11 protein-coding genes are annotated in these 12,423 nt (G+C 71.3%); 5 read left to right on the top strand and 6 right to left on the bottom strand.

Annotated elements, in window-relative coordinates:
• Nucleotides 1–139 precede the first annotated feature (139 nt).
• Nucleotides 140–1,231 carry a S1 family peptidase gene (locus ACI2LY_RS28245; RefSeq protein ID WP_404709608.1) on the bottom strand — a complete coding sequence of 364 codons (1,092 nt, stop codon included), beginning with the start codon at nt 1,229–1,231 and terminating at the stop codon, nt 140–142.
• A gap of 418 nt (nt 1,232–1,649) precedes the next feature.
• Nucleotides 1,650–2,543 (bottom strand): S1 family peptidase, encoded by an 894-nt coding sequence (locus ACI2LY_RS28240; RefSeq protein WP_404709607.1) that lies wholly within the window; start codon nt 2,541–2,543, stop codon nt 1,650–1,652.
• Nucleotides 2,544–3,041: 498 nt separating this feature from the next.
• On the opposite strand from ACI2LY_RS28240, the gene ACI2LY_RS28235 reads away from it, so the two are divergent.
• The gene (locus tag ACI2LY_RS28235; protein WP_393915728.1) at nt 3,042–3,482 is read left to right on the top strand and encodes a cell division protein SepF; all 441 of its coding nucleotides are present in this window, start codon (nt 3,042–3,044) and stop codon (nt 3,480–3,482) included.
• A 35-nt stretch (nt 3,483–3,517) separates the two neighbouring features.
• Here the strand turns inward: ACI2LY_RS28235 and ACI2LY_RS28230 are convergent, their stop codons facing one another.
• Both ACI2LY_RS28230 and ACI2LY_RS28225 read right to left on the bottom strand, forming a co-directional pair.
• Nucleotides 3,518–4,708, bottom strand: coding sequence for an acyl-CoA dehydrogenase family protein (locus ACI2LY_RS28230; protein ID WP_404709606.1), 1,191 nt, complete (start codon nt 4,706–4,708; stop codon nt 3,518–3,520).
• A gap of 112 nt (nt 4,709–4,820) precedes the next feature.
• Nucleotides 4,821–6,476: an MFS transporter gene (locus ACI2LY_RS28225; RefSeq protein ID WP_404709605.1), complete on the bottom strand. Its 1,656-nt coding sequence runs from the start codon at nt 6,474–6,476 to the stop codon at nt 4,821–4,823.
• Between the two features lie 267 nt (nt 6,477–6,743).
• On the opposite strand from ACI2LY_RS28225, the gene ACI2LY_RS28220 reads away from it, so the two are divergent.
• Both ACI2LY_RS28220 and ACI2LY_RS28215 read left to right on the top strand, forming a co-directional pair.
• Nucleotides 6,744–7,928 (top strand): glycosyltransferase family 39 protein, encoded by a 1,185-nt coding sequence (locus tag ACI2LY_RS28220; protein WP_404709604.1) that lies wholly within the window; start codon nt 6,744–6,746, stop codon nt 7,926–7,928.
• A gap of 238 nt (nt 7,929–8,166) precedes the next feature.
• A complete protein-coding gene (locus tag ACI2LY_RS28215; RefSeq protein WP_404709603.1) occupies nt 8,167–9,180 on the top strand; it encodes a phosphatase PAP2 family protein in 1,014 nt (337 codons plus the stop codon).
• An 8-nt stretch (nt 9,181–9,188) separates the two neighbouring features.
• Here the strand turns inward: ACI2LY_RS28215 and ACI2LY_RS28210 are convergent, their stop codons facing one another.
• Together ACI2LY_RS28210 and ACI2LY_RS28205 are read right to left on the bottom strand one after the other, a co-directional pair.
• The gene (locus tag ACI2LY_RS28210; RefSeq protein ID WP_404709602.1) at nt 9,189–9,404 is read right to left on the bottom strand and encodes an I78 family peptidase inhibitor; all 216 of its coding nucleotides are present in this window, start codon (nt 9,402–9,404) and stop codon (nt 9,189–9,191) included.
• Nucleotides 9,405–9,801: 397 nt separating this feature from the next.
• Nucleotides 9,802–10,500: a transglycosylase family protein gene (locus tag ACI2LY_RS28205; RefSeq protein WP_404709601.1), complete on the bottom strand. Its 699-nt coding sequence runs from the start codon at nt 10,498–10,500 to the stop codon at nt 9,802–9,804.
• A 537-nt stretch (nt 10,501–11,037) separates the two neighbouring features.
• Here ACI2LY_RS28205 and ACI2LY_RS28200 point away from each other — a divergent pair.
• Together ACI2LY_RS28200 and ACI2LY_RS28195 are read left to right on the top strand one after the other, a co-directional pair.
• Nucleotides 11,038–11,823 carry a hypothetical protein gene (locus tag ACI2LY_RS28200; RefSeq protein ID WP_404709600.1) on the top strand — a complete coding sequence of 262 codons (786 nt, stop codon included), beginning with the start codon at nt 11,038–11,040 and terminating at the stop codon, nt 11,821–11,823.
• Between the two features lie 135 nt (nt 11,824–11,958).
• Nucleotides 11,959–12,354: a hypothetical protein gene (locus ACI2LY_RS28195; protein ID WP_401633733.1), complete on the top strand. Its 396-nt coding sequence runs from the start codon at nt 11,959–11,961 to the stop codon at nt 12,352–12,354.
• Nucleotides 12,355–12,423: the final 69 nt, after the last annotated feature.

Below are 12,423 nucleotides of genomic sequence, written 5' to 3'. Positions count from 1 at the left end.
CGGCCGGCGAAAAACCAAGCCGAACAACGAAAGAAACAAAAGTCGCCGGACCGAGGACGGACACCCCCCGGCGCGGCCCCGCCCCCACACAAAGGACCCCCGCCCTCCCGAAGGAGAAGCGGGGGCCCAGAGAAAAGCCTCAGCCGATCTGAGTCCCAGTGGCGGACAGCGCCTCGGTAACCGGCTGGAAGAACGTCTCCCCACCGGCGGAGCAGTCCCCACTACCCCCCGACGTCAGCCCGACCGCACTGCTCCCGGAGAACAGCGACCCACCACTGTCCCCAGGCTCAGCGCACACATCGGTCTGGATCAGCCCGCTGACAGTCCCCTCGGAGTAGTTCACGGTCGCGTTGAGCCCAGTCACAGTCCCGTCGTGAACCTGGGTAGTGGACCCACTACGAGTGACCTTCATCCCCACAGTGGCCTCAGCGGCCCCAGAGATCGCTTGAGCAGACCCGTTGTAGAGATTGACCTCGCTGGGGTGAGAGACCCCGTCGACGTACTTCACGAGCCCGTAGTCGTTCCCGGGGAAGCTGGAGTCCTCATTGGACCCAATAGGATTCCCGGCCGAGTCGGTCCAACTGGAGATCGAAGCGGTGCAGTGCCCCGCGGTGAGGAAGTACGGCGCCCCGCCCTTGGTCACGTTGAACCCGAGCGAACACCGCCCACCAGAACCATTGATGGCGTCACCACCAGAGACGAAGGGCTTGAACTCCCCCGCGGACCGCTTGAGTTCCGCGGTGCTCCCGAGCCCGGAGACGACCTTGCCCAGCTTGGCGTACTCAGCCGGGGACACGGTCTTGTCCGCGGTGACGACGACCTTGTTGGAGACCGGGTCGGTCGCCCACGAGGTACCGGGGATCGTCGCGTCCTTCGTGAGCGTGGACCGCGCCCCGTCGAGCACGGCGAGCGAGTGGGAGACGATTCTGGCCTTGGCACCGGCCGCCTCGACGGTATCGGCGTCGGAGGCGTTGAGCACGTTGACGACGAGGCTCTTGGCCTGGGCGTCGTAGTAGCTGCCCGCGCTGTCGGAGCCGAGGTCGGCGAGCAGCGTGGAGGCGAGCTTTCCGGCCGCGGGAGCGGACAGAACGCGTGTGCCGACCGCGGAGTCCGAGGCCCCGGAGGGTTCACTGGCGTTCGCAGTCTGGAAGGTGACACCCGCTCCGACCAGTGCGAGAACTCCCGCTCCGGCGATCGCGGCCCGGCGTGCGGGTATGCGTCGATGCTTCAACTCATGTCCTCCTGTGGGGGGTCGGTCCGCAGGTTGTGGGGACCTGACGGACCGGAAGGCTGGTTGACGAGCGCCCACTCTTCCGAAGGTCACAGCGGGCACACAAGACCGACTTCAGGCCGGACTCTCGAACAACGTCCCCACCTTGACCGAGGACAGTCACCCCAGGGAGTTCGCACTGCAAACGCAGAATCCACAACCCGAACCACCACCCAACAACAGGATCAGCTGTCCAAAAACAGCCCCTCCCAAAGCCCCCAAAAACCGAAGCCCCACACCCCCTGCACAGACCCCCCACACAGCCCCCCACCCCCAAGCCCCCTCCGAACCCACAACAAAAGCGGACCCCCGCACGCGAGTTACCGCGCACAGAGGCCCGCTCGAACCGACCCGTCAGTAAGGACGGCTCGCAAGGGAACTACGGAAGCGTCACCCCGTAGTAGCTCAACGCCTCGGTGACAGGCTGGAAGAACGTCGTCCCGCCGGAGGAGCAGTTGCCACTCCCCCCGGAGGTCAGCCCGTAAGCGACACTCCCCCCGTACAGCGGCCCACCACTGTCACCGCCCTCGGCGCACACGGTGGTCTGGATGAGCCCGGAAACGACGTCCCCGCTCCCGTAGTTGACGGTGGCGTTCAGCGCGGTGACCCGCCCGCTGTGGGTACCGGTCGTGGACCCGCGCCGGGTCACGGTGGTCCCGACGGCCGGGGTGGCCGCGCTGCTGATGGTCTGGCTGCCGACCGCACTGGGGTGCGCGACGGACGAGTTGGTGTAGCGCACCAGCGCGAAGTCGTTGCCGGGGAAGCTGTACCCGACGTTGGTGCCGAGCACCGTGGTCTTCGCGGAGTTGCTGTACCAGGTGGAGGCGACCTCACCGCAGTGCCCGGCGGTCAGGAAGTAGTACGTGCTGCCGCTGCGGACGTTGAAGCCGAGCGAGCACCGGTAGGAGCCGCCGTAGATGGCGTCACCCCCGGTGATCAGCTTGTTGAACTTGCCGGCCGTCCGCTTGACGGTGAGCTTGTCCGCGCCCGCCTGCTTCTTGATCTTGGCGATCTCGGCCTGGGACACCGTGCTGTCGACGGTGACGAGGACGCGGTTGGTCTTGCTGTCGACGGCCCAGGCGGTGCCGGGGACATCGGCCTGGCGGACGGAGTCGCTCGCCTGGGTGAGCTGACCGGCGCTGAACGTGTGGGCGTCGCTGGCGTTCGCGGTGGGGGCGGCGAAGGCCGCGACGGCGAGGAGGCCGCTGACGGCCGCCGTGAGCTGGGTGCGTCTGGCGATACGGCCTCGGGGAGTGGTGCGCTTGATCCTCACGTGTCGTTCCCTCCTGGGGAATTCGGGGGCCCGCGTGGGGTCGGGGCCCGTGAGGCGCAGCCAGCGGCAGGTCGATCGGACGTGCATGCCCCTGACAAGCGCTGAGGGGGAGTATTCGGCCGAACGACCGGTCGGCACAAGGGTGCCTTTCGGCCGTACACGGCTCAACGATCAGACGCCCCGCGCACCCTGACGTTCCCTCAAGTCACAAAAGCCGACAATCGCCCCACAAGCCCCACCTCGGGCGTCCCGGAGACCCCTTCCGTCACCCGGACACACCACACGTCACCCATCCGCCGCGACAAATCATATTTCACTCACAGTCAGCAGCCGTATGAGTCGCCGCCCTTGGGGCACAAGGGCTCTCGACGGATCAGTCGTGCACCAGTACCGTCACAAACCCCCCGCGCGGCGTCTATCCACTTGGCGCGCCGTCCGCATCATGGATGACCATAGGTACGCGAAGAACGAGCAAGACCGCTGTGAGAGGAGGCGTCCATGGGATCGGTACGCAAGGCGAGTGCGTGGCTCGGCCTCGTCGACGACAACACCGAAGACGAGCGTTACTACGACGACGACTACTCCGAGGGCACGGAGTCCGCTGACGCCTGGGTCACCGACCCGCGGGTGAAGGTGGCCGCGGACACGGCCGAGGACAAGGGCCGCCGCATCGGCACGGTCACCCCGGACAGCTTCCGGGACGCCCGCGCCATCGGCGAACTGTTCCGGGACGGTGTCCCGGTCATCATGAACCTCACGGCGATGGAGGGCGCCGACGCCAAGCGCGTGGTCGACTTCGCGGCCGGACTCACCTTCGGGCTGCGGGGCACCATCGAGCGGGTGGCGACGCGGGTCTTCCTGCTGACGCCCGCCCACACCGAGATCATCAACGGTGAACCGGCGGGCCGCCGGGAGGACGGCTTCTTCAACCAGAGCTGAGGCGGGGCCGCTCACCGGCCCCGCCCCCAGGGGGCTCACCGGAAGGCGTCGAGCCCGGTGAGCGCCTTGCCCAGCACCAGCTGGTGCATCTCGACGGTGCCCTCGTAGGTGAGCACCGACTCCAGGTTGGTCGCGTGCCGCATCACGGGATACTCCAGGGAGATCCCGTTGGCACCGAGGATGGTCCGCGCCGTCCGGCAGATCTCGATGGCCTCGCGGACGTTGTTCAGCTTGCCGAAACTGATCTGCTCGGGCCGCAGCCGCCCGGCGTCCATCCGCCGCCCCAGATGATGGGCGAGCAGGATTCCCTTGTGCAGCTCGACCGCCATGTCGGCGAGCTTGGCCTGGGTGAGCTGGAAGCCCCCGATGGGCCGCCCGAACTGCTCCCGCGTCCGCGCGTAGTCGAGGGCGGCCTCGAAGCTGCTGCGGGCGGCGCCCATCGAGCCCCAGACGATGCCGTACCGGGCGTGCGAGAGACAGCCGAGCGGTCCGCGCAGCCCGGTGACCTCCGGCAGCACCGCGTCGGCGGGCAGCCGTACGTCGTCCAGCACGAGTTCGCTGGTGACCGAGGCCCGCAGCGACCACTTGTGCTTGATCTCGGGCGCCGAGAAGCCGGGGCTGTCGGTGGGGACGACGAAGCCCCGGATGCCGTCCTCGGTACGCGCCCAGACCACCGCGACGCCCGCCACCGAGCCGTTGGTGATCCACATCTTGCGCCCGCTGAGCACCCAATCCTCGCCGTCCCGCTTGGCGAAGGTGCGCATACCGGCCGGGTCGGAGCCGTGGTCGGGCTCGGTCAGCCCGAAGCAGCCGATCACCTCGCCGGAGGCCATGCGGGGCAGCCACTCGGTCTTCTGCTCCTCGCTGCCGTACGCGTGGATCGCGTACATGGCGAGCGAGCCCTGCACCGAGACCAGGGAGCGGATGCCGGAGTCGGCGGCCTCCAGCTCCAGGCAGGCCAAGCCGTACTGCACGGACGAGGCGCCCGCGCAGCCGTACCCGGTGAGGGACATGCCGAGGGCGCCGATCGAGCCGAGTTCGCGGGCCAGCTCCCGGATGCCGGGCAGCTCGCCCTTCTCGTACCAGTCGGCCACGTACGGCAGCACGCGGTCGGCCGCCCAGGAGCGGACGGTGTCGCGGACGGCGAGGTCCTCGGGGTCGAGGAGGTCGTCGAGGCCGAGCGGATCGGCGGGGTCGAACGCGGGCGGCTTCGGGGACGCGGACATGGGAAACACCCTCCGGCACTCTGCGGCTCTGTAAAACTAGCAGCGCTAGTTACGATGCACGGCCGACGTTACGGCCGAGCGCGCCGCACGTCCAGAGCGACCGCGCCGGAGGTCAGGCGGAGACCGTGGGTTTCCCGGCCGCCCTGGGCGCGGGCAGCTCCCCCTTGGCCAGCGGTGCGGGGCGCTCCCCCGCCTGCCGCGGCTCCGGCGCCGGGGCGCCCTCCGGGGCGCAGTTCATGACCTTGGGCAGCCGGAGCGCCATCAGCGCGCCGAGCAGCAGCAGACCGGCGCTGACCAGCAGCGTCACATGCAGTCCGTGCACGAAGGAGTCGCGGGCGGCGTGCCGCAGCGCGGCCCCGGCGGGCCCGCCGAGCCGTGCGGCGACCTCGTACGCCTCGCCCAGCGAGCGGCCCGCGGCCGAGGAGGCGGAGGCGGAGACGCCGGGCACCGACTTGAGGGCGGGTGCGTAGGCGGCGTTCATCACGCTGCCGAGCAGGGCGATGCCGATACCGGCGCCCAGTTGGTAGGAGGTCTCGCCGATGGCGGCGGCGCCCCCGGCCCGGTCGGCCGGGGCCTCGCTGAGCATGGACTCGTAGGCCCCGAAGAGGGTCGTCTCCAGGCCGAAGCCGAGCAGGACGAAGCCGCTGAGCAGCAGCGGGGTGTTGTCGTGGCCGCCCATCGCGGTGAGCAGGACGACGGCGACGGCGGTGAGCACGAACCCGGCGCAGACCATCCGGCGTGGCCCGAGGGCGCGCAGCACCCGGGCGCCCGCGAGACCGGCCGCCATCGCGGCGACGGTCAGCGGCAGCAGCCGTAGGCCGGTCTGGAGCGGGGACAGCCCCAGCACCAGCTGGAGGTACTGCGCGGCGATCAGCTCCAGGCCGACCAGGGCCAGCATGGCGAGCACGATGCAGCCCACCGAGGTGCTGAACGCGGGCCGCCGGAACATGCTGAGGTCGACCAGGGGGTGGGCGCGGCGGGACTGGCGCCGTACGAAGAGGAAGAGGAGGGCCGCGCCGACCAGGAGCGGCACCAGGGTGAGCGGGCCGGTCATGTCCTCGCCGCCGCCGAGCCGCTTGACGCCGAGGACGACGCCGAAGAGGCCGCCCGCCGCCATCAGGGCGCCGACGATGTCCCAGGGGCCGTCGCGCTCGCCGCGGGACTCGGGCAGCAGCATCCGGCCGATGGGCAGGCTCACCAGCATCAGCGGGATGTTGACCAGGAAGACGGAGCCCCACCAGAAGTGCTCCAGCAGGAACCCGCCGAGCAGGGGGCCGACGGCCGCGCCGACGGCGGCGACCGCGCTCCAGATGCCGATGGCGAGCGCCCGCTCGCGCCGGTCGGGGAAGACCTGGCGGAGGATGGAGAGCGTGGCGGGCATGATCATGGCGCCGCCGACGCCGAGCAGCGCGCGGGCCAGGATCAGTGTCTCGCCGTTGTGGGCGAGCGCGGCGAGGGCCGAGGCCAGGCCGAACAGGGCGTAGCCGAGCAGCAGGACGCGTCTGCGTCCGACCCGGTCGCCCAGCGTGCCGAAGAGGATCAGCAGCGCGGCGCAGACCAGGGGATAGATGTCGACGATCCAGAGCAGCTCGACGGCGCTGGGCCGGAGGTCCTCGGTGACGGCGGGGACCGCCACGTGCAGCACGGTGGCGTCGAGGCCGACGAGCAGCAGGCTGACACAGAGGACGACGAGGACGATCCAGCGGTTGGTACCGGCCCCGGTCGCCCCACGGGACGGCCGGACGGCGGCCGTGGTCGTCCCGGACATGTACGTACCTCCCAGAAGAGTCCTCGCGTGCGGCGGGTCGGCGGGGTGGGGGTCTCCGTGCCAGTGACCGTTGAGGCCCGGAGAGGAGCGGTGCCTGAAGGCCCGCTCGGACCCACGCGGGTGGCTCGTCAGCGTACGCGAGTTCAGGCCCAGGTCACGTGGCGGACCTCTCATGGTTGCGCTCGATCCATGTGGCGTACGCCACCTCGCCACCTGGGGTCATCGGCGGATGACGGGGCGGTCCGCGCGGCCGTCGATAATCGGCCCGTGACCGAGACAGCGACGCGGGCGGCCCCGCCCAAGACCTCCCTGCCCCGCCGGGCCCTTCCGGCGCTGCTGGGGTACGTGGGGGTCCGCGCCCTGGGGCTGGCCGTGCTGGCCGCGTGGAGCGCCGCGCGCGGCACGAGCGCGCACACGCTGCTCTCCGCCCGCTGGGACTCCCTCTGGTACGCGCGGGTCGCCGGGGCGGGCTACGGCCACGAGGTCCGGCTGCCGAACGGTGACGTCCACTCCGACCTCGCCTTCTTCCCGCTGCTGCCCTGGCTGGAGCGGCTGCTGCACGCGCTGACCCCGCTGTCGTACGCGGACGCGGGTCTCGCGGTGTCCGCGTCGGCCTCGATCGCGGCGGCGGGCGGGATCTTCGCGGTGGCGGACCGGCTGTACGGGGCGCGGGCCGGGGTGTGCGCGGTGCTGCTGTGGGCGGTGCTGCCGGTCGGTGTCGTGCAGTCGATGGCGTACAGCGAGTCCCTGTTCACCGCGCTGGCCGCCTGGTCGCTGTTCGCGGTGCTGTCGGGGCGCTGGGTGACGGCGGGGCTGCTGGCCTCCCTCGCCGGGCTGACCCGGCCGGTGGGGGCGGCGGTCGTGGCCGCGGTGTGGGTCGCGGCCCTTGTCCCGTCCGGGCGAACCGGGAGCGCGGACGGCCCGCACGGCGCGCTTCTCATCCCGCGCGCCCCCGCGTGGCGGCGGGTGCTGGGCGCGGCGCTGGCCCCGACGGGCGCGGCGGCCTATGTGCTGTGGGTGGGCCACCGCACCGGGGACGGGCTGCTCGGGTATCTCGACGTCCAGGCCGGGTGGCGCAACGGGTTCGACGGGGGCTACGCCTTCGCGCGCTTCGTCGGCGGCATGCTCACGGGGTTCCCCTCGGCGCTCGCGGGCGTCGCCCTGATCCTCGGCGTCGCCCTGCTGGTTTGGCTGTACGTGACCGGGGTGCGTCAGCGGCAGCCGCGCGCGCTGCTGGTGTACAGCGGTGTCGTCCTGGCGCTGGCCCTGTGCGCGTCGAGCTATTTCGGCTCCAAGCCCCGGCTCCTGATCCCCGCCTTCCCGCTCCTCTTCCCCCTGGCCCGCGCCCTGGCCCGGGCGCGTCCGGCCCGCGCGGCGCTGCTCGTCTCGGCGCTCGCGGCCCTGGCGGCGGTCTACGGCGCCCTGTGGCTGAACGGCTCCGGCCCGCCCTGATCGGGTCCGGCGGGCCGGGTGAGCGCCGACCGAATACCGGGCCACCTTTCGGTGAACCAATTTAAAAGCGCCATAAAACCGCTCACGGCCCGATCGGGGAAAATGCGGGGGCGGCTTCGGCGATATTGACGACGTTCAGGAATTCACGTGGTTCCTGAGAGGTTTCCCACATCACATCGTCATCACAAAGCCCCAGTACTGACATGGAACACAGCTCACTCGCTGTAACGTCGATTGGGTGCGTACCGAACGAAACCTCACCCGGCGTCTGGACCGGGTGTTCACCAGGCTGGACCGGGAGCCGGAACGGCCGGCCCACATCGACGTGCCGAGGATGTCCCGGCACCGGGCCGTGCTGTTCTCGTCGACCCTGGCGTTCTACCTGGCGATCGTGTGGGCCGTGATCACCACGTCCTGGCTGGTCCGGCTGGACTGGCGGGTCATGTTCTTCCGCCCGTACCAGCAGTGGCCGGGCATCCACGCCTTCCTCGACTACTACGTGGTGCTCGGCCAGCGCGGCCCCACCGCGGTGATGGTCGCGGCCTGGCTCGGCTGGCGCTCCTGGCGGCAGCACACGGTCCGTCCGCTGCTGACGCTGGCCGCCTCGCTGCTGCTGCTGAACCTCACGGTCGGCGCCGCCAAGCTCGGCATGGGGCGGCTCGGCCCGCACTACGCGACCGTGATCGGCGCGAACGAGATGGGCATGGGCGGAGACATATTTCCCTCCGGTCACACCGCCAACGCGGTCGTGACCTGGGGCATCCTGGCCTATCTGGCCTCCACCGCGCGGGCGCGCCGCTGGCTGTCCGCGCTCTCCGCCGTCACCTCGCTCGGCGTCGGCCTCACCACCGTCTACCTCGGTACGCACTGGCTGAGCGACGTGCTGCTGGGCTGGGCCGCCGGGCTGCTGATCCTGCTGGCGCTGCCCTGGTTCGAGCCGCTGATCTCCCGGGTGGAGAACGCGCTGTTCGCGCTGCGGGACCGGCTGCGCGCCCGTTGGCGGCGCCGCGTACCGGCGACGGCCGCGCCGCTCGCACCGGTGGCGCTCCAGCCGCTGGCCCAGGCGGCCGAGGCGTCCGTACCGGCGCGGGAGCCGGTCACGTCGGCGCGCGGGGCCCGGGCGCCGATCCATCTGGCGCCGGGCCCGCACACGGCCCGCTCCGAGCGCTCCCCGGTCACCCCGGCGGGCAGTCGCCGTCCGGCGCACGCGGACCGGCTTCCGCGCGGCGCCTCGCAGGCCGCGCGCCCCTGACGGCCGGGTCAGCCCTTCCAGACCCGGGCGACCCGGCCGTCCCGCACCTCGAAGTTCAGACGGCCCGTGCGGTACTCCATGGTGATGATCGCGCCGGGCGGCAGTGCCCGTACCGTCTGCCAGCCCTGGCCCCGGGCGCGCCGGTCGGCGTCCGCCGCGGCCAGGCCGACATAGCTGTCCAGGGTCTCCTGCGGCTCCGGTGGCGGAGCGGGAATCTGTGCCATGCGGCCACGCTAGGCGGCCCGCGACGACTACGGAAGGCACCCGCTCCGACGGGCCCCGGGGTGCCGCCCGGTCACACTTCTGTCACAGCTCCCGGCGCCCGTCACCCGCGTACTTCGTCACACGTATGGGGGTTTCCGTTCACCTTCACGGGGTAATCGAACAAAACTTTCCCGGGCGGCCCGTCACGGGGTCCAATTAGCGGTCGTAATGCGTCGGATCACGCACCGGAACCGGCCAATGACAGGACCGGAACGTTTTTCCCGGGAAATACGGAGCACGCGCCCCGGAGCTGACGCCGCAGAGGAAATTCACGGACTCCCCGGCACGAACAGACATGCGAACGGCCGCCGCCCTCCGGAGGGCGGCGGCCGTCGGCCGTCGAGGCGGGGCCTCGCGTCAGAGCGCGAGATGCTGCCCCGGCACGATCAGGTTCGGGTCGGCCCCGATGACCGACCGGTTGGCCTCGTAGACCCGCTGCCAGCTCACCCCGTGCCGGGCGGCGATGGTGCTCAGCGTGTCGCCCTGGCGGACGGTGTAGCCGCCGCGGTGGGCTCCCCGGTCGGCGTGGGTCGTCGCCGGGCGCTGCGGGACCTGGGCGGACCGCTTCGGAGCGGTCCGGGTCGGGACGGACCTCGCCGGGCTGGACTTCTTCGGGCTGGACTTCTTCGTCACGCCCTTGTCGGTCCCGGAGCCGGTCGCCGAGGCGCCGGACGGTGCGGACCCGTAGGCCCCGGCGCGGCCGGAGCAGACCGGCCAGGCTCCCCAGCCCTGGGCCTGCTGGACCCTGGACGCCACGGCGATCTGCGCGCTTCTCGACGCCTGGTCCGCGGTGGCGGCGTAGGCGCCGCCGCCGTAGGCACGCCACGTACTGGCGGAGAACTGAAGTCCGCCGTAGTAGCCGTTGCCGGTGTTGATGTGCCAGTTGCCGCCGCTCTCGCACTGGGCGATGCGGTCCCAGACTCCGTTGTCCGCCGCCTGTGCCTCTCCGGAGGCGGCCAGCAGCCCCAGCGGGGCGAGCAGCGCGGCCCCGGCGAGGGCGGCCGTCGTACGGCCCTTACGGGCGGTCGAACGGGTGGTATCGGCACACTCGGACATGCAGTTCCCTCTCCACGAACCCGGGCTCCCCCTGGGCGGGGCGCGTCTCGCCGCGCAGGAGCGCGGTTCCTCGTGCCCGCCCCGTCCACCGGTTCCGGTGCCGTGTCCCTGTCGGACCCGGCGCCGGGCGGCGGACCTACCCGAGCGGTGCTAGTTGCACACGGCGAAGGAATCTAAGGAGGACAGGTGCCGCATTTCAACAACACCCCTTCGTGGCAGGCCAGTTGGCGGTTACCGCAGGTATCGGCGATTTCCGGCCAACCACTTCATACGGTTATTTCGGCACTTGTCGACCATGAGAGGCACCTGCCCGTGACGCACATCACTCGTTCAAGTTCCTTGACCATGTACGGAGTTGACGGGGAGTGGCCGATTCCGTGCGGAAAGTGACCCTGCGCGTCGGCCGGTTCGATTCCGTTCCCCCTGGGGCGTGACCCCCACCACAGCACGCCCGTTGTCTTCTGCGTGAGCCCGCAACCCCAAGGCTCAGCGACCGGGAGCCACCCGGCCGACCGCGCGCATCCCGAGGGAGCCACCGTGCCGCGCATGCTCGACGTCAGTGAGGCCGTACGCGCCGAGATCGGCGACGAAGAAGCCGACCGGCTGCTCGCCGGAGAGACCGCTCCGGGCAGTTATGACTGCACGTCCTGCCGCACTCCGGGTGACTCCGGGCAGGAACGCACCAGCACCGTCCTGTTCGTCGGTGACGAGACCGCCGTCCTCGCCTTCGCCCACGCGGGCTGTCTGCCCTCGCAGGTCGTGCAGGTCACCGAGGAGCAGTTGCAGGGCGCCGTCCGTTCCATCGGCGGCGAGGCGGCCCCCGAGGAGCAGCCCCGGCAGACGGTGCCCGAGCCCGCCGTGCTCGGGGTGACCAGCGGACTGGTGCTGATCGAGGGCGAGTTGCACCCGGCGCTCGTGGTCGAGCCGACCGCGCCCATCGCGCGCCCCGGCGCCACCGGGGGCGGTGACGACTTCCTGCCGCTCCTCATCGAGCAGGGCTTCATGCCCCTGACCGAGCTGGCCGCCGTCCCGCCGGTGCTGCACGGCTGGTCGGTGCTGCTCGCCGTGGGCCAGCTGCACGCGGTGCTCCAGCCCGGGCCGAACGGCGGGCGGCCGGTGGCCTGGTGGCAGGCGCACCAGCCGCTCCAGGTCACGGACAGCTGGCGGGCCGCCGCCAACAAGCACCAGCAGGTGCTGATGTTCGCGGCCCCGGTCGGCTCCATCGGCCGTCAGCCCCGCGAGGACCTGCTGCGCGACGCGCTGGACAAGGCCGCCGCCAACGGCCGTCTGGTCGCGGCCGCGCTGCCGCTCGCCGGTACCTGAGACCCCCTCCGCCGGGCACCAGCCGTGCCGGTCCCCCTCCCCCGGGACCGGCACGGCCGCCCGTGCTGTCCCGCGCACCTCCGAAGGCCCCTCGCGGGGCCGCATCTCTTTGCGGGCACCGTCGTTTGGACATACGTGCACCCATACGACACTCCTCCCCGCCGACCCGCCCTGTCCCCCGTTCCCGTCGCCCGGTCCGGGCAGGAGAACTCCGGCGGGCCCTCGTCCACGCCGATCTACGACACGCTGTACGCGGAGTGGGTCAAGAGCTTCCGTACGCTGCCCTTCGACCGCAGCGGTGAGGAGAACCTCGATTTCACCGCCTTCGGGAACCTCCCCCAGGGCACGGGCTCGTACGGCGGACACCGGCCGGGGTCGTTCAGCAGCTCCTACAGCGCCTACAGCGCGGGGGCGTACAGCGCGCGGCAGCAGTCCCAGTGGCAGCGGATCGGCACGATCGGCCGGGCCCGGCCGGACGACGACGGCCCTGGCCCGGCGGCGCTCCCCCCGGCCCCGCGCCAGGGCAGCTGAGCCGGAAACGAAAGGGCGGCCCGTCTCTCGTCGAGACCGGGCCGCCCTTTCGCCATGCGTGTGTCCGCC

This window comes from Streptomyces sp. NPDC002176, from assembly GCF_044903645.1.
Classification (GTDB): domain Bacteria; phylum Actinomycetota; class Actinomycetes; order Streptomycetales; family Streptomycetaceae; genus Streptomyces.
The sequence above is the reverse complement of the archived record's forward strand: the minus strand, read 5'-3'. Positions and strand labels throughout refer to the sequence as shown.